14 protein-coding genes are annotated in these 17,281 nt (G+C 59.8%); 6 read left to right on the top strand and 8 right to left on the bottom strand.

The genetic code is table 11. The features are described 5' to 3' along the window. Positions 1 to 100: 100 nt before the first annotated feature. A complete protein-coding gene (ttcA, locus tag ACNYC6_RS20605; RefSeq protein ID WP_075948844.1) occupies positions 101 to 925 on the bottom strand; it encodes a tRNA 2-thiocytidine(32) synthetase TtcA in 825 nt (274 codons plus the stop codon). Positions 926 to 1,195: 270 nt separating this feature from the next. Between ttcA and ACNYC6_RS20600 the strand changes: the two genes are divergently transcribed. Together ACNYC6_RS20600 and ACNYC6_RS20595 are read left to right on the top strand one after the other, a co-directional pair. Continuing rightward, a complete protein-coding gene (locus ACNYC6_RS20600) occupies positions 1,196 to 1,798 on the top strand; it encodes a Yip1 family protein (RefSeq protein ID WP_419708914.1) in 603 nt (200 codons plus the stop codon). Positions 1,799 to 1,952: 154 nt separating this feature from the next. Then, positions 1,953 to 2,447, top strand: coding sequence for a SprT family zinc-dependent metalloprotease (locus ACNYC6_RS20595; protein ID WP_008074985.1), 495 nt, complete (start codon positions 1,953 to 1,955; stop codon positions 2,445 to 2,447). A 113-nt stretch (positions 2,448 to 2,560) separates the two neighbouring features. On the opposite strand, the gene ACNYC6_RS20590 is transcribed toward ACNYC6_RS20595, so the two are convergent. Both ACNYC6_RS20590 and ACNYC6_RS20585 read right to left on the bottom strand, forming a co-directional pair. Then, entirely contained in the window at positions 2,561 to 3,742 is a 1,182-nt protein-coding gene (locus ACNYC6_RS20590) for a CaiB/BaiF CoA transferase family protein (protein ID WP_419708913.1), read from the bottom strand. A gap of 143 nt (positions 3,743 to 3,885) precedes the next feature. After that, complete coding sequence (locus ACNYC6_RS20585) at positions 3,886 to 5,220, bottom strand: dicarboxylate/amino acid:cation symporter (RefSeq protein WP_419708912.1); 1,335 nt, start codon at positions 5,218 to 5,220, stop codon at positions 3,886 to 3,888. A gap of 339 nt (positions 5,221 to 5,559) precedes the next feature. Between ACNYC6_RS20585 and ACNYC6_RS20580 the strand changes: the two genes are divergently transcribed. Beyond that, positions 5,560 to 6,558: an AraC family transcriptional regulator gene (locus ACNYC6_RS20580; protein WP_419708911.1), complete on the top strand. Its 999-nt coding sequence runs from the start codon at positions 5,560 to 5,562 to the stop codon at positions 6,556 to 6,558. Between the two features lie 17 nt (positions 6,559 to 6,575). Here the strand turns inward: ACNYC6_RS20580 and ACNYC6_RS20575 are convergent, their stop codons facing one another. The 3 genes from ACNYC6_RS20575 to ACNYC6_RS20565 all read right to left on the bottom strand — a co-directional run bounded on the left by ACNYC6_RS20575 (position 6,576) and on the right by ACNYC6_RS20565 (position 9,346). Further along, positions 6,576 to 7,922 carry an ATP-binding protein gene (locus ACNYC6_RS20575; protein ID WP_419708910.1) on the bottom strand — a complete coding sequence of 449 codons (1,347 nt, stop codon included), beginning with the start codon at positions 7,920 to 7,922 and terminating at the stop codon, positions 6,576 to 6,578. After that, entirely contained in the window at positions 7,919 to 8,596 is a 678-nt protein-coding gene (locus ACNYC6_RS20570) for a response regulator (RefSeq protein WP_419708909.1), read from the bottom strand. The genes ACNYC6_RS20575 and ACNYC6_RS20570 overlap by 4 nt, the downstream gene beginning before the upstream one ends. A 150-nt stretch (positions 8,597 to 8,746) precedes the next feature. After that, positions 8,747 to 9,346 (bottom strand): hypothetical protein, encoded by a 600-nt coding sequence (locus ACNYC6_RS20565; protein ID WP_419708908.1) that lies wholly within the window; start codon positions 9,344 to 9,346, stop codon positions 8,747 to 8,749. A 146-nt stretch (positions 9,347 to 9,492) separates the two neighbouring features. Here ACNYC6_RS20565 and ACNYC6_RS20560 point away from each other — a divergent pair, with 146 nt between their 5' ends. Together ACNYC6_RS20560 and ACNYC6_RS20555 are read left to right on the top strand one after the other, a co-directional pair. Beyond that, on the top strand, positions 9,493 to 10,284 hold the full coding sequence (locus ACNYC6_RS20560; protein WP_419708907.1) for a dienelactone hydrolase family protein: 792 nt from the start codon (positions 9,493 to 9,495) through the stop codon (positions 10,282 to 10,284). Between the two features lie 93 nt (positions 10,285 to 10,377). Next, positions 10,378 to 11,103: a 4'-phosphopantetheinyl transferase family protein gene (locus ACNYC6_RS20555; RefSeq protein WP_419708906.1), complete on the top strand. Its 726-nt coding sequence runs from the start codon at positions 10,378 to 10,380 to the stop codon at positions 11,101 to 11,103. A 111-nt stretch (positions 11,104 to 11,214) separates the two neighbouring features. Here the strand turns inward: ACNYC6_RS20555 and ACNYC6_RS20550 are convergent, their stop codons facing one another. Further along, positions 11,215 to 12,825: an ATP-binding protein gene (locus ACNYC6_RS20550; protein WP_419708905.1), complete on the bottom strand. Its 1,611-nt coding sequence runs from the start codon at positions 12,823 to 12,825 to the stop codon at positions 11,215 to 11,217. Next, positions 12,822 to 13,544, bottom strand: a complete 723-nt coding sequence (locus tag ACNYC6_RS20545) for a response regulator (RefSeq protein WP_419708904.1) — start codon at positions 13,542 to 13,544, stop codon at positions 12,822 to 12,824. Before ACNYC6_RS20545 ends, ACNYC6_RS20550 begins: the two co-directional genes overlap by 4 nt. A gap of 738 nt (positions 13,545 to 14,282) precedes the next feature. On the opposite strand from ACNYC6_RS20545, the gene ACNYC6_RS20540 reads away from it, so the two are divergent. Continuing rightward, entirely contained in the window at positions 14,283 to 17,177 is a 2,895-nt protein-coding gene (locus ACNYC6_RS20540; RefSeq protein ID WP_419708903.1) for a ribonucleoside-diphosphate reductase subunit alpha, read from the top strand. The last annotated feature ends 104 nt before the right edge of the window (positions 17,178 to 17,281 follow it).

The following is a 17,281-nucleotide window of genomic DNA, read 5'->3' as shown; positions in this document are numbered from 1 at the left end:
CTGTGGGAGCCAGCCTGCTGGCGATGAAGGAGTGTCAGTCAACAATGATGTGTCTGACACACCGCCATCGCCAGCAGGCTGGCTCCCACAGTAATCGTGTTTAGAGGTTGACCACATTGACGAAGCGTGAAGCCGCCGTCTCGTCGATCTTGAGGTTGGTAAAGTCGAACAGGTTGCGGTCCGCCAGTTGCGACGGGATCACGTTCTGCAGGCTGCGGAAAATGCTCTCGGTGCGGCCCGGCGTCTTGCGATCCCACTCCTGGAGCATTTCCTTGACCACCTGACGTTGCAGGTTTTCCTGGGAACCACACAGGTTGCACGGGATGATCGGGAATTGCTTGAGGTCCGAGTAGGCCTGGATGTCTTTCTCGTTGCAGTAGGCCAACGGACGAATCACCACATTGCGCCCGTCATCCGCCCGCAGCTTCGGCGGCATGGCCTTGAGCGAACCGTTAAAGAACATGTTCAGGAAGAACGTCTCGACGATATCGTCGCGATGATGACCGAGGGCCATTTTGGTCGCGCCGATTTCGTCGGCGAAGGTGTAGAGCGTACCGCGACGCAGGCGCGAGCACAGCGAGCAGGTGGTCTTGCCTTCCGGGATCAGTTCCTTGACCACCGAATAAGTGTCTTTCTCGACGATGTGGTACTCGATGCCCAGCTCTTTGAGGTAGGCCGGCAGCACATGCTCCGGGAAGCCCGGCTGTTTCTGGTCCATGTTCACGGCCACGATCTCGAACTTGATCGGCGCGACCTTCTGCAAGTGCATCAGCACATCGAGCATGGTGTAGCTGTCCTTGCCGCCGGACAGGCAGACCATGACCTTGTCGCCGTCTTCAATCATGTTGAAGTCGGCAACCGCCTCACCGGCCTGACGGCGAAGGCGCTTTTGCAGTTTGTTCTGGTTGACCGTAAGAGTGCCCATGACGCGAAATCCGTGAGGTGTGACGAAAGGCGGGCATTTTACGCAAAAACACCCAAAGGGCGAAGCGTCTGTGGTCTACAGACCCTTCAGCGATTACCCCGGTGCTTTACAGCGCAATTTGCTCTAAGCCCCTGCTCCTTGTGCGGTTAAGACCTTCCTATACTGCGACATAAGGTCGCATTCGAATTCCAGACCTATTACTTACTTGGCCGCATTGGCCCGTAGGCGCTCCACTGGGGGGCGACGGTAAAAACAAGAGGAGTGACTGGCATGATCCATCACGTAGTGGGGCTCTTCACCCACCCTGACCAAGAATGGAAAGACATCCGTGGCGACCAGGAGGAAAGCATCAGCCACATGTACCTGACTCACACGCTGATTCTGGCGGCGATCCCTGCTGTGTCGGCGTTTATCGGCACCACGCAGGTTGGTTGGGTCATCGGCAATCGCGCGCCGGTGATGCTGACGATGGAAAGTGCGCTTTGGATGTCGATCATGTCGTACCTGGCGATGCTCGGCGGAGTGGCAGTGATGGGGGCATTCATCCACTGGATGGCCCGCACCTATGATGCCAACCCGAGCCTGGCCCGTTGCGTGGCGTTTGCGACCTATACCGCGACTCCGCTGTTCATTGGCGGCCTGGCGGCACTGTATCCACACTTGTGGCTGGGGATGATCATCGGCACCGCGGCAATCTGCTACACCGTCTACCTGCTGTATGTCGGGCTACCGACTTTCATGAACATTCCATCTGACGAGGGATTCCTGTTTTCCAGCTCAGTGCTTGCCGTAGGCCTGGTGGTACTGGTGGCCATCATGGCGTTCACGGTGATTGTCTGGGGACTCGGCGTGGGGCCGGTCTATACGAACTGACTGCAAAAAATAACTAGAGTCTGCCGACACAGGCCGCCGCAAGGCGGCCTTTTACTGCTTGAGCAACAGAAACGGCCGCGACCATTCGGCGCCTTGGCGATTCGCAAGGCCCCGGGGTTGCGGCATACTCGACGTCTCTGGAGATCCATCAAGCATGCCCGAGCAACTCAATACCCGCGTCGAAGACTGTTTCCAACAAGCCGAATCCTTTTTCAAACGACCTTTCAAACGCCCCGTGGTGAGCCTCAAGCTGCGCGGGCAAAAAGCCGGTGTCGCGCATTTGCACGAGAACCTGCTGCGCTTCAACCCGCAGCTGTACCGGGAAAACACCGAAGACTTCCTCAAACAGACCGTGGCCCACGAAGTCGCGCACCTGATCGCCCATCAACTGTTCGGCGACCGCATCCAGCCCCACGGTGAAGAGTGGCAACTGATCATGCGCGGCGTGTACGAACTGCCGCCCAATCGTTGCCACACCTACGACGTCAAACGCCGCAGCGTGACCCGCTACATCTATAAGTGCCCGTGCCCCGACAGTGATTTTCCGTTTTCGGCGCAGCGTCATGGCCTGGTGCGGCAGGGGCGGCGGTATTTGTGTCGGCGGTGTCGCAGCACGTTGGTGTTTAGCGGGGAGATGCGGGTCGAGTAATTGGGCTTTTGCAGTGGCTGCACTGGCCTCATCGCCAGCGGCTGGCTCCCACAATGGAGTACCGATGAACCCTTGTGGGAGCCAGCCTGATGGCGATGGAGGTTTATCAGGCACTAAAGAACCACCTTGGCCCGCCGTAACGCTTCTATCCGCTGCGAACTGAACCCCAACTCCCCCAACACCTGATCTGTATGCTCCCCCAACGCCGCGCCAATATGCCGGGGCTGCGGCAAGCCATCCGAAAACTTCAGCGGACACGCCATCTGCGCCTGACTCGAACCGTCCCCACGCGGCACTTGCGTCACCAGCTCCCGCGCCTGCAATTGCGGATGCAGCACGGCTTCCCCGAGACTCAATACCGGCTCGACGCAGGCATCCAGCTCGGCAAACAGCGCGCTGAGTTCGGCAAAGTCATGCTTCTCGAATTCGACTTTCAGCGCATCCTTGAGCTTCTTCTGCTGCGCCGGTTGTGGCGACAGGCCCAGACTCGCCAGCTCCTCCAGCCCCAACGCCACGCACAACTGCTTCATGAATGCTGGTTCCAGGCTGCCCACTGACAACCAGCGCCCATCCCGCGAACGGTAGTAATCGTAGAAACTGCCGCCATTGAGTACCTGATCCTCCCGCCCCGGCTCGACGCCACAGGCCAGATACCCGGCGCCGGCCATGGCGTTCAGGCTGAAGGCACAGTCGGTCATGCTCACGTCCAGATGTTGGCCCTGCCCGGTTTGCTGCCGGGCGATCACCGCCGCCAACAGGCCAATCACGCCGTGCAGTGAACCACCGGCCACATCCGCCACTTGCGGCCCCAAGGGCAACGGCCCACTGTCGGCGCGACCGGTGTAGCTCGACAGCCCCGCCAGCGCCAGGTAATTGATGTCATGGCCGGCGCGATCCTTGTAAGGCCCGGTCTGGCCGTAACCGGTGATCGACACATAAATCAGCTTCGGGTTGATCGCCTTCAAGGCTTCATAGCCCAGCCCCAGGCGCTCCATGACGCCGGGGCGGAACTGTTCCAGCAGGATGTCGTGGTCCTTGAGCAACTGCTTGACCACCTCCAGCGCGTCAGGTTGCTTGAGGTCCAGCGCCAGGCTGCGCTTGTTTCGATTGAGGTAGGCGTGGCTGGCCGATACGCCCTGGTCGTGGGGCGGCAGTACACGCACAAGATCCATGCGCGTCGGTGATTCGATGCGCAGCACTTCGGCGCCCATGTCCGCCAGCAATAACGAGGCGAACGGCCCCGGCAGCAGAGTCGAGAAATCCAGAACCTTGAGTGATGCCAGTGGACCGAGCATGAATGTTCCCCCTGAATGATGCCTTCAGACTAGGCAGCCGGACGCTCAGGGGCAATCACCTTATGTGCCAGTGACGCTGACCGTTGCGCTCAGGTCGCAGGCAGAAAAAAACCCGCCGAAGCGGGTTTTTCATTGCAGCAGACTTACTTGGTGCCAGCCGTGGCTACTTCATCGGCGTGGCCCAGAACGTCGTCTTTAGGCTCGTCGGCAATGCCGCGACCGCCCGAGGCCAGCTCGGATTGCAGCACGTCGGTGTCCAGTTCCTTGACCCACTTGGCCACGACGATGGTCGCCACCGCGTTGCCGACCAGGTTGGTCAGGGCACGGGCTTCGGACATGAAGCGGTCGATACCGAGGATCAACGCCAAACCGGCAACCGGCAAGTGGCCCACGGCGGACAGGGTAGCGGCCAGTACGATGAAGCCCGAACCGGTCACACCCGCGGCGCCTTTGGAGGACAGCAGCAACACCACCAGCAGGGTGATCTGGTGCGTGATGTCCATGTGGGTGTCAGTTGCCTGGGCAATGAACACGGCCGCCATGGTCAGGTAGATCGCCGTACCGTCAAGGTTGAACGAGTAGCCGGTCGGGATCACCAGGCCTACCACGGATTTCTTCGCGCCCAGACGCTCCATCTTGATCAGCATGCGCGGCAGTACCGACTCCGAGGAGGAAGTACCCAGCACGATCAGCAGTTCCTCACGGATGTAACGGATCATTTTCAGAACGCTGAAGCCGTGAGCGCGAGCGATACCGCCCAGCACGATCAGGATGAACAGCAGGCAGGTGATGTAGAAGCAGATCATCAGCTGACCCAACTGCACCAGCGAGCCGACACCGTAGGCACCGATGGTGAAGGCCATCGCACCGAAGGCACCGATGGGCGCGAGCTTCATGATCATGTTGATGATGTTGAACATCACGTGAGCGAAGCGATCGATGAAGTCCAGCAGCGGCTTGCCGTAGGCACCCAGGCGATGCAGGGCGAAACCGAAGATCACCGAGAACATCAGCACTTGCAGGATGTCACCGGTGGCGAATGCGCCGACGATGGTGGACGGGATCACGTTGAGGAGGAAGCCGACGACGCTTTGATCAGCACCGGCCGACACATAGGCAGCGACTTTGGAGGCGTCCAGCGTGCTGACATCGATGTGCATGCCATTGCCTGGCTGCACGATGTTGACCACGACCAGGCCCACCAGCAGTGCGATGGTCGACACGATTTCGAAATAAAGCAGTGCGTAACCACCGGTCTTGCCGACCGACTTCATGTTTTGCATGCCGGCGATACCGCTGACAACGGTACAGAAGATGATCGGCGCGATGATCATTTTGATCAGTTTGATGAACCCGTCACCCAGTGGCTTAACGGCCACACCGACCTGGGGATAGTAATGACCGAGCAAAATACCGATGACAATTGCAACGATCACCTGGAAATACAGGGATTTGTACAGTGGCTGACGAGTCGTCATTGCAAAGTTCCTCAAGAGTGCGCGCTGCAACATCCATCTGTTGCCCGGGACACCTCAATTGCGAACCCTCCTGCACTGGAGGGATTTGTTTTTTCGAGCTGCGCGACGGCAAGCATCTACTCGTTGTATCGCAAAGCCCGTGCCACCTGCGGCGAAACACCCGCAAGCCTTTTGATATCAGGGGGTTGCAGGTATTTCCTTGGCGCTGCCCGGGTGATGTGCAATGGCGGATTTCCGCCCTTCAAACAAATCGCGTCCTGCAATTTGGCGGATATCCGCCTTGTTCATCGATTGGAACCGCAGCTACCATCCGTCGCTCAATGGACGGATTTGCCTGCTATGCGCGAACGCACCATCGCCAGTCACTTCGCCCGCGCCGTCCTCGGTGGCGCGCAACGTCGTGGCCTGGACTATTCGAGCCTGTTGCAACAATTGGGGATCAGCCCCGAATTGCTTGAAGAGCCAAGGGCGCGTATTGCGCCAGAACAGTTCACCCGACTGATTCAGCAACTGTGGCTGGCGCTGGACGACGAATACCTGGGTTTCGGGCACGGCCCCAGCAAGCCGGGCAGCTTCGCGATGATGTGCCATGCCGTGATCCACTGCCGTAATCTGGATAAGGCGCTGAACCGCGGCTTACTGTTTTACAGTCTGTTCCCCGACGCCCCGCGCCTGACCCTGACGCGCGAAGACGACATGATCCGCCTGAGCCTCGACGATTCGCAGCTCTGGGACCCGGACCACTTTCTCAGCGAGAGTCTGTTGGTGATATGGCACCGCTTCGGCAGTTGGCTGATCGGCCAGCGCATTCGCCTGGAGCAAGCCACGTTCAGTTATCCGCGACCGGAACACGGTGCCGAGTACGACTTGCTGTTCTCTTGTCCTCTGACGTTTTCCACCTCCCAGAGCAGCCTGCTGTTTCACAGCCGCTACCTGAACATGCCGCTGTTGCAGGACGAACGCACCCTCAAGCATTTTCTCGAACACTCACCGGCCAATCTGTTGTCGCGGCCGGATGACGGCAATAGCCTGAGCAGTCAGTTGCGGCGCTTGCTCAGCACCGACAGTTCACGCTGGCCGGACCTGGAAGCCGTCGCTGCTCACCTGCATATCAGTCCGCAGACGCTGCGCCGGCATCTGCGCGAGGAAGGCACCAGTTTTCAGGCGTTGAAAGATCAGTTGCGCCGCGACATTGCGATCTATCACCTGAGCCGCAACGATCTGCCCTTGCAGCAAATCGCCGAACAGCTGGGATTCTCCGAGCCTTCGGCGTTTCATCGGGCGTTCAAGAAATGGACGGGGCTGACACCGGGGGCGTACCGGGCTCAGGAAAATTAAGGCTGCGATCTTTTCAGTCAAACCACCGGAAACTGAATCCTGAACGCCGCCCCACCCATCGGTGAATCACCCAAAGTCAGTTTGGCGCTGTAGCTTTCGATGATGTCCTTGACCACCGCCAGGCCGATGCCCTGCCCCGGGTGCTGGCGATCCAGGCGTTCGCCGCGTTGCAGGATTCGCGCGCGTTGGTCAGGCGGTACGCCGGGGCCGTCGTCCTCGACACACAACTCGATGCCGCTGAGGGTCTGCCGCACGCTGATGCGCACTTCGCTCAGGCACAGGCGATAGGCGTTTTCCAACAGATTGCCCATCATTTCCAGCAAGGCGCCCTGCTCGATCGGCACGTAACACTCGTCCGGCAAATCCAGCGCCACCCGCACGCGTTTGTCGCGATAAACCTTGTCCAGCGTGTCGCACAGGCTTTGCAGCACCGGGCGCAGGCGCACTTGATGACGCACCAGACCGCTTTTGCGCAGGCTGGCGCGCTGCAACTGATAGCTGATCTGCTGGCTCATGCGCTCGATCTGGGTTTGCAGCACCCAGGCCTGGTCGCGATCCTCGGGGCGTTGCGCCATGTCCTCGCTGACGCCTTGCAGCACCGCCAACGGAGTTTTCAGGCTATGCGCCAGATCATCGAGGGAATCACGGTAACGGCTGCGCTGTTCGCGTTCGCTGTGCAGCAAACGGTTCAGGGAACCGGTCAGGCGCAGCAGTTCGCGCGGGTGTTGCTCGCTGAGGCTTTCGCGGTCGCCGCTTTCGATTTCATCCAGTTCCTGACTGAGCCGACGCAGCGCCTGCAAGCCCCAGGTCAGTCCGATCCACAGCAGCGCCAGCAGCACCAGCAACGCGGCGCCGAAGCCCAGATAGAGGTTTTCCCGCAGGCCCTTGAGGGTGATTTCGTATTCGCGAACCGGCTGCAGCGCAACGATGCTGAACGCCGCACTTTTGCCGCCCAGCAACTTGACCTCGACGTCATAGACGAAGAATTCCTCGCCGCTGGCTTCACTGATCCTGGCGAACTCGTTACCGCGCCCGTCGTAGCGCGGCTTGTAGTTGATCTTCTCTTCCTGGGTGGCCTTGGAGCGCCAGACCAGACGCCCCTCGCGGTCATAGATGTAGCCGAGCAATCGGCTGTCGGTGAGGTTGAAACGCTCGTCGGGCAGTTGCGCCGGCATCTGCAAGTGGTTGTTTTCGACCCGGGCAGCAGAGATCAGCGTCGTGACGTCGGACGCCAGGCGCTGCTCGATGGAGTCCTGCAACGCGAGGCTGAACGCACCCTGCATCGCCGGCAGCAGCGCCAGCATGAACAACACCGCCAGCAGTGTGGCGGCGAGCATCAAGCGGACACGAAGCGAACGAATCAAGTGCAACGCTCATTGAACAGGTAGCCGAGGCCACGCACGGTGTCGATCGGCTTGAACCCCTCCGGCCCTTCGAGTTTGCGCCGCAGGCGACCAACCAGCACTTCGATCACGTTCGGATCGCGCTCGTCGTCATCCGGGTACAGCTGTTCCATCAAACGGTCCTTGGCCACCACTTGCTGATGATGGCGCATCAGGTATTCGAGGATGCGATATTCGTAGGCCGTCAGCGCCAGCGGCTGCTCATCGAGGGTCGCCTGTTTGCGATTGAGGTCCAGCACCAACGGCCCGGCAACGATGGTCGACTGGGTGAAACCGCTGGAGCGACGCAACAACGCATTGAGACGGGCGTCGAGTTCTTCGAACTGGAACGGCTTGACCACATAGTCGTCGGCCCCGGCGGCCAGGCCTTCGACCTTGTCTTGCCAGTTGCCGCGCGCGGTGAGGATCAGGACCGGAAAGGTCTTGCCCCGCGAGCGCAGTTGACGAATCAGGTCGAGGCCGCTCATGCCCGGCAGACCGAGATCGATCACCGCCAGGTCATGGTTGAACTGCTCGGTTTGATACAACGCTTCCTCGGCATTGGCCACGGACTCGACCACATGGCCGCTCTCCGTCAGGCGGGTTTGCAGGTGATGGCGCAGCAGCGCTTCATCTTCGACGACCAGCAGTTTCATAACGCTCTCCCGGGCAAATCAAAATCTCCAGACAACCCTCTGTGGGAGCTAGCCTGCTAGCGATTGCGATTTGGCAGCCGACAATATTGTCGAATGTCAGGACGCTATCGCTAGCAGGCTAGCTCCCACAAGGTACAAAGGCGAACCGCTTTAGAAAGCGTAGTTGGCGGAAAGGTAAGTCTGGGCGCTGCTGGTCAAATCCAGTGAACCTTGCTTGCTGCCACCGCTTTCTTTCATCTCGGTGCTGGCGTTGCTGCGCAGGTAACGGTACCCCAGTTCAACCGAGGTGTTTTGCGAAACCTGTTGCAGCACCCCCATCTGCCCGCCGACGGCGTAACCGATGTCGCTGTCGCGGCTGTAGCCTGGCGAGTCCTGGGTCAATTTGGTCAAACCCGCCGTGGCGCCACCGAACAACTGGGTGCTGCCGCCCACCGGATAAAACAGGTCGTAGCTGCCCAGGAGGTTTTCCTGACGCAGTTTAATCCCATTGTGCGAGCCCGACACATTGTCGTAGGTTGCGTAGTAGCGGCCCTGATTGTTTTGCTGACCCAGGCGTACGCCCCAGGTATTGTCCTTGCCGATCACACCATCGGCGTTAGGATTGTTGAGGTTGGTGTCCAGCGCGTTGGACTTTTTAACCTTGTCGCTGGTCTGTCCAAAAGTAAGGCTGGCGAAATTGTCATCAGCATGGGCAGCGACGCTGGCGCCCATCACGGTGAAAGCCAGAAGCAGTTTTTTGAATGCAGTCATTGGGGAGATTCCTCATGCGCTATTTGCTTTTCGGGTATGGCGCAAGGTTACTGACCTGGCCCTGAACTCCCCCTGAACGCACTCTGAACCTGAGCTGAACCAACTCGATCCGACTGCCTCGACACGTTTCAACAGGAGATTCGACCATGCGCATGTTCCTCGCTGTCCTCTTGCTGACCTTGAGCGGGCTCAGTCAAGCCGCCATCAAGACCCAGGAAATTCCCTATCAAAGCGCCGACGGCACGAAACTGGTCGGCTATTACGCCTACGACGACGCGATCAAAGGCCAGCGCCCGGGTGTCGTGGTGGTGCATGAATGGTGGGGACTCAACGACTACACCAAGCGCCGCGCCCGCGATCTCGCAGGGCTGGGCTATAGCGCGCTGGCCATCGACATGTATGGCGATGGCAAGAACACCGAGCATCCCAAGGACGCCATGGCGTTCATGCAAGCGGCGTTGAAGGACAGCGCAGCATCGAGCGCTCGGTTCCAGGCCGGGCTCGATTTGCTGAAGAAACAGCCACAAACCGATCCGCAGAAAATCGCTGCCATCGGTTACTGCTTCGGCGGCGCGGTGGTGCTCAACGCCGCCCGCCAAGGTGTGCAGCTGGCCGGAGTGGTGAGCTTCCACGGTGCGTTGGCGACGAACACCCCCGCCACGCCTGGCAGCGTGAAAGCGAAAGTCCTCGTCGAGCACGGTGCGCTGGACAGCATGGTCACACCGGATAACGTCGCAGCTTTCAAAGCCGAAATGGACAAGGCCGGCGCCGACTATACGTTCGTCAGCCTTGACGGTGCCAAGCACGGATTCAGCAATCCGGATGCCGATCGCTTGAGCCATGGCGATCACGGCGGGCCGGACATTGGCTACAGCAAAGTGGCGGATGAAAAATCGTGGGCGGACATGCAGGCGTTTTTCAAGAAAATCTTTGGCTGACACAGTAAACCCTGTGGCGTGGGAGCTTGCTCACTCGCCACAAAAACCCTTTTGCACTACACAGCCGCAACCCAACCCGGCAAAATGCCCAGCATGAATCCCGTCCCCGCCCTGCCCTCCTGCTGCACGCCCCTCGATGCCCAATGGCCGCTGCCGTTTGTGCTGCCCGATGCGGTGCTGCTGAGCACCCACTTCAATCCCTCGCAGCTGCTTGGCGATGACTTCCAGCGCAGCGCCATCGAGGCCCCGGCGAGCATCCAGCGCTCCGTCGCCAAGCGGCAGGCAGAGTTTCTCGCCGGTCGGATTTGCGCCCGCGCCGCGCTGCAACAACTCGAAGGCCTGAGTTTCAGCCCGGCCATCGGTGAAGACCGGGCGCCTGTCTGGCCGGCGCATATCACCGGTTCGATCACCCACAGCACCGGCCGGGCCGCAGCGATCGTCGCGAACAAAAGCCATTGGCGCGGTTTGGGCATGGACCTGGAAAACCTGCTCAACGTCGAACGCGCCGAACGCCTGGCCGGGGAAATCCTCACCCCAGCCGAACTACAGCGCATGGCCGCCGGCCCGCGCGAACAATTGGCGCTGCTGGTGACGCTGACCTTCTCGGTGAAGGAAAGCCTGTTCAAGGCGCTCTACCCGATCGTTCAGCAGCGCTTCTATTTTGAACACGCCGAAGTGCTGGAATGGACTGAGGCGGGTGAAGTGCGATTGCGGTTGCTGACGGACCTGTCCAGCGAATGGCGTAACGGCACCGAGCTGGATGCGCAGTTCGGGTTGCGGGATGGGCAGTTGTTGAGTCTGGTCAGTATCAAGACCTGAGTTGTGTAGCAAATTTACTGGCCCCATCGCGAGCAGGCTCGCTCCCACAGGAGAATGCATTTCAATGTGTGAGCCTGCTCGCGATGGGGCCCTCAAAGAAAACACAGAATCTCAACGCTTCTCCTGATTCCTCGGCCAACTCAGACTGAAACACGCCCCGCCCAGACTCTTGCTCTTGCCGATCAACGCCCGCCCGTCATGCCAATGAATGATCCGCCGCACGATCGACAGCCCCAATCCATGCCCACCTGACGCACGGGTACGACTGTCGTCGAGGCGCAGGAACGGGGTGAAGATTTTCTCCCAGGCGACTTCCGGCACGCCCGGCCCGTCATCCTCGACATCCACCCGACAGCGCTGCTGCCCCACCTGATAGCTGATGGTCACCCGTGACTGCGCGTGGCGCATGGCATTGCTCACCAGGTTCTGGATCGCCCGGTGCAGGTAACGCGGCTCGGCTTCGACCCAAGCATCGTCGTTATCGGCCGCCGATAGGCACAAACCGCGTTGCACCGTGACGTCGGCACGCAACGGCGCCAACTCTTCGATCACCTGATTGACCAGCGCATCCAGATCGATGCGCTGGAAATTCAGCGCCGGTGAACCTTGCTCCAGACGTGCATAGGTCAGCATCTCGTCCACCAGTCGATCGAGATCCTCGATGTCGTGGTCCATGCCTTCGCAGTATTTTTCCAGCGCTTGCGGGGTGGTGGCCGAGCCGATCATTTCCAGGCCAAAGCGCAAACGCGCCACCGGAGTGCGCAATTCGTGGGACACCGCACGCACCAGTTCACGCTGGATTGCCAGCAGTTGCTGCAAGTGCTCGGCCATGCCGTTGAACGCCGACGCCAGTCGCCCGACCGAGTCCGCACCGCGCGCCGGTACACGGGTCTCAAGACTGCCTTTGGCGATGCGCGTGGCCGCCGCTTCCAGGCCGCGCAAGCGCCGTTCGAGTTGCCGCACCAATAAATAGACGATCAATCCAATCAGGGTCAGGCCCAGTGCGGCAATCAGCACCAGCCATTCCGGCGGATAAGGATTCATCTGATACAACGGACCGATTTCCAGCACCCACGGCGTGCCGACCATCCCGGCGAACACCCGGATCGAATCGCCGCCCTTGCCCAGCGCCATTACCGTGTCGCCTTCGGACACGCGACGGCTCTGGTCTTCGTCCATGTCGGCGTCTTCGACCGTGACCAGGCGCAAGTCGAAACCAAAACCCTTGTCTTGCTTCAATTGCGCCAGTCGCACTGGCTGCTCGCCCACCGGGTAGCGCACCAGTTCGTCAACCAACAGGTAAATGGTCGCACGGGCCAGTTGCTCGCTGATCTGCTGCACTTCCCCCGTGAGGACCAGTTGCTCCTTGTCACTGACCAGCCGATAAACCTTCGCCGCATGCGGCCCGGTCTGCTCCACCAGTGCCTCGCCATGCAACACACGGGTGCGCTGCCTGATGTCGAGGTCGGTCTCGTTGAAGGTTTTCAGCGCCAGCGGAATCCCCAGCAACCGCTCCCACACTAGCAACGCCCGGTGGCGCTCGGTCTGGTTCATCGGTTGCAGGTTGTCGGCCATCAGCGAAAACGTGCCGTGGGCCAGACGTTCGCGGTATTGCTCGCTGCGCACCTGGTTGAGCATCTGCAAGGCCAGCACGCCAAGCACCGCCACCAGAATTAGCGCGGCGCACATGCCGCCATAAATACGCAGGAAGATCGAGTTCACAGGGTTTGGTCTACGCAGGCCTCGGGAACGAACAGGTAGCCTTTGCTGCGCACGGTCTTGATCAGCCGCGGATGATCCGGGTCGTCGCCGATTTTCGGACGGATGCGCGAAATGCGCACGTCGATGGAGCGGTCCTGGCCGTCATAACCGATGCCGCGCAGCGCGGTGAAGATCTCTTCCCGGGACAGAATGCGCCCGGCATTGGCCACCAGTAGCCACAGCAAGTCGAACTCGGCGCTGGTCAGTTCAATGCCGTTGTCGTGTAGCCAGGCTTCGCGCAAGGCGTTGTCCACCACCAGCGGACCGAATTGCAGGCGCCGTAGCTTTTCCGGCACCGGTTCCGGCGCCTCGCTGCGTCGCTGCAACGCCTGGATGCGCGCCAGCAGCAAGCGCGGGCGCACCGGTTTGCACACGTAGTCGTCGGCGCCCAGGTCGAGGCCGAGAATCTGGTCGGTATCGTCGCTGCGCGCGGTGAGCATCAGGATCGGGCCGTCATAACGGCCGCGAACCTTACGGCAAATGCTCAGGCCGTCTTCACCGGGAAGCATCAGGTCGAGGATCACCAGGTCCGGTTGTTCCTTGATGATGCGCGCCGCCGCCAGGGCGCCGTTGCCCTCGATCGACACGCGCAAGCCATTGGCTTCCAGGTAGTCGCGGGTCAGTTCGGCCAGACGCTGGTCGTCCTCCACAATCAATACCTGCCAGGCTTCTTGCTCCACGGATGACCTCTGCTTGCCAATGACGCTTATAAGGAAGGATCCGCCCGTCTTTTTGTAATGATTCGGGGGATAAATTGCATACACGCTGACCGATTGTATAGAACGTCGCCCGCACAGAACACAAGCCGGTAAATGCGTTCGGACAACACGGTTTTTTGTGATAGGGTTCGCGCCCTTAAAAATCCGCCCGGCCGTTTTCGATCGCTGAAAAATGCTGAAAAAAGGTCCGGTCCAGCAGCATCGCGGCCTACACGCCGATTGCCTCTTTCACACACAATTTACGCACAGGTTTATCCACAGGTAGTACGTTGCATTCATCCCCCAAAACGCATTATCTTGTACCCCAGCGCGAAAAAAACCCTAGATGTAGGGTTTAGCGCAAAAAACCAAACACAAACCGGACACCAATTTCAAGCGCTTTTCTTGCCTCTGTCCGGTTGATTCAAACGTATTTTCGAAAGTCCAAACCGCGCGTGCGGATGGCTACTGTATTTCGGCCCAACGTGGTGAAAACGGTACGGGTGTTGCAGTCCTGAACTGTCACCTCAAAGGACCCCGGTCTTGCGCCCAAGGCGTGAGACCAAAGACTTCGGCATGGAAGCGGCGCCCTATAGCCCCCTTCCTGATCTGTCCCGAAGTTGGTATGCCCGGCCCTCGCCGGTTGTAGTGCTTCAGGACGGAACGGTGGGCACTGTGATGGTGCCCAAACAAACATAGAGAATGTGGAGACAACCCCCCATGCAAACCGACACAACTCGCGAGAACCCGCAGGGCACCTTGCCGCAGGCTACCGATTCGAATTCGGATCTGTCCGCCACAGCGCCTGGCCAACTGCGCGTGATCAAGCGTAACGGCACTGTCGTTCCTTACACCGATGACAAGATCACCGTCGCCATCACCAAAGCGTTCCTCGCAGTTGAAGGCGGCACCGCTGCCGCTTCGTCGCGAATCCACGACACCGTGGCCCGCCTGACCGAACAGGTCACTGCCACGTTCAAGCGTCGCATGCCATCGGGCGGCACCATCCACATCGAAGAAATCCAAGACCAGGTCGAACTGGCCCTGATGCGCGCCGGCGAGCAGAAAGTCGCTCGCGATTACGTGATCTACCGTGACGGTCGTTCGAAAGAACGCGCCGCCCACGCACCGGCCGAAGAAGCGGTCAACGCTCACCCGTCGATCCGCATCACCCGCGCCGACGGCAGCTTTGCGCCTCTGGACATGGGCCGCCTGAACACCATCGTCACCGAAGCGTGCGAAGGTCTGGAAGAAGTCGACGGCGACCTGATCCAGCGCGAAACCCTGAAAAACCTGTACGACGGCGTGGCTCTGACCGACGTCAACACCGCTCTGGTGATGACCGCCCGTACCCTGGTTGAACGCGAGCCGAACTACTCGTTCGTGACCGCCCGCCTGCTGATGGACACCCTGCGCGCCGAAGGCCTGGGCTTCCTCGGCGTGGCCGAAAGCGCTACCCACCACGAAATGGTCGACCTCTACGCCAAGGCCCTGCCGGCCTACATCGCCAAGGGTATCGAGTTCGAATTGCTGAACCCTGTGCTGGCCTCCTTCGACCTGGAAAAACTGGGCAAGGCGATCAACCACGAGCGTGACCAGCAGTTCACTTACCTGGGCCTGCAAACCCTGTACGACCGTTACTTCATCCACAAGGATGGCGTGCGCTTCGAACTGCCGCAGATCTTCTTCATGCGCGTGGCCATGGGCCTGGCGATCGAAGAGAAGCAAAAAGAAGACCGTGCGATCGAGTTCTACAACCTGCTGTCGTCCTTCGACTACATGTCGTCGACCCCGACCCTGTTCAACGCCGGTACCCTGCGTCCACAGCTGTCGAGCTGCTACCTGACCACCGTGCCGGATGACCTGTCGGGCATCTACCACGCGATCCACGACAACGCCATGCTGTCGAAATTCGCCGGCGGTCTGGGCAACGACTGGACGCCGGTTCGTGCACTGGGTTCGTACATCAAGGGCACCAACGGCAAGTCCCAGGGCGTCGTACCGTTCCTGAAAGTCGTGAACGACACCGCCGTAGCCGTTAACCAGGGTGGCAAGCGCAAGGGCGCTGTCTGTGCCTACCTGGAAACTTGGCACATGGACATCGAAGAGTTCATCGAGCTGCGCAAGAACACCGGTGATGATCGTCGTCGTACCCACGACATGAACACCGCCAACTGGATCCCTGACCTGTTCATGAAGCGTGTCTTCGATGACGGCAAGTGGACCCTGTTTTCGCCATCCGAGGTTCCGGACCTGCACGACCTGACCGGCAAGGCATTCGAAGAACGTTACGAGTACTACGAAGCCCTGACCGAGTACCCGGGCAAGGTCAAGCTGTTCAAGACCATCCAGGCCAAAGACCTGTGGCGCAAAATGCTGTCTATGCTGTTTGAAACCGGCCACCCATGGCTGACCTTCAAAGACCCGTGCAACCTGCGCAGCCCGCAGCAGCACGTCGGTGTGGTCCACAGCTCGAACCTGTGCACCGAGATCACCTTGAACACCAACAAGGACGAGATCGCCGTTTGCAACCTGGGCTCGATCAACCTGCCGAACCACATCGTCAACGGCAAGCTGGACACCGCCAAGCTGGAACGCACCGTGAACACCGCCGTGCGCATGCTCGACAACGTGATCGACATCAACTACTACTCGGTGCCGCAAGCGAAGAACTCCAACTTCAAGCACCGTCCTGTCGGTCTGGGCATCATGGGCTTCCAGGACGCGCTGTACCTGCAGCACATTCCTTACGGTTCCGATGCTGCCGTGCAGTTCGCCGACACTTCCATGGAAGCGGTCAGCTACTTCGCAATCCAGGCGTCCTGCGACCTGGCTGACGAGCGTGGCGCCTACGAGACGTTCCAGGGTTCGCTGTGGTCCAAAGGCATCCTGCCGCTGGATTCGCAACAGATCCTGATCGAAGCCCGTGGCCAGAAGTACATCGATGTTGACCTGAAGGAAACCCTGGACTGGGCACCGGTTCGCGCCCGTGTGCAGAAAGGCATCCGTAACTCCAACATCATGGCCATCGCACCGACCGCGACCATCGCCAACATCACTGGCGTCTCGCAGTCGATCGAACCGACCTACCAGAACCTCTATGTGAAATCGAACCTGTCGGGCGAATTCACCGTGATCAACCCGTACCTGGTTCGCGACCTGAAGGCTCGCGGTCTGTGGGACTCGGTCATGATCAACGACCTGAAGTACTACGACGGATCGGTGCAGCAGATCGAGCGCATCCCGCAAGAACTCAAAGAGCTCTACGCGACGGCCTTCGAAGTGGACACCAAGTGGATCGTTGACGCGGCCAGCCGTCGTCAGAAGTGGATCGACCAGGCCCAATCGCTGAACCTGTACATCGCTGGCGCTTCGGGCAAGAAACTGGACGTGACCTACCGCATGGCTTGGTACCGTGGCCTGAAAACCACTTATTACCTCCGTGCCCTGGCCGCGACCAGCACCGAGAAGTCGACCATCAACACCGGTAAGCTGAACGCTGTTTCCAGCGGCGGCAACCACGGTGACGACTCGGTTCTGGCAGCGCCTGCCGGTCCAGCTCCAGTGCCGAAGGCTTGCGCCATCGACGAGCCGGATTGCGAAGCTTGCCAATAAGCTGAGCTGATAGGCGCCGCAAGGCGCTTATCTGAAACCCCCGATCGGTCCTCTGGATTGTCGGGGGTTTTCTTTTGCCCATTTCGAATCAAGAGACCTTTTGC

The sequence above is a fragment of the Pseudomonas sp. NFX224 genome (genome assembly GCF_048565165.1).
Lineage (GTDB): Bacteria > Pseudomonadota > Gammaproteobacteria > Pseudomonadales > Pseudomonadaceae > Aquipseudomonas.
This window is presented reverse-complemented; position numbering and strand designations above follow the sequence as displayed.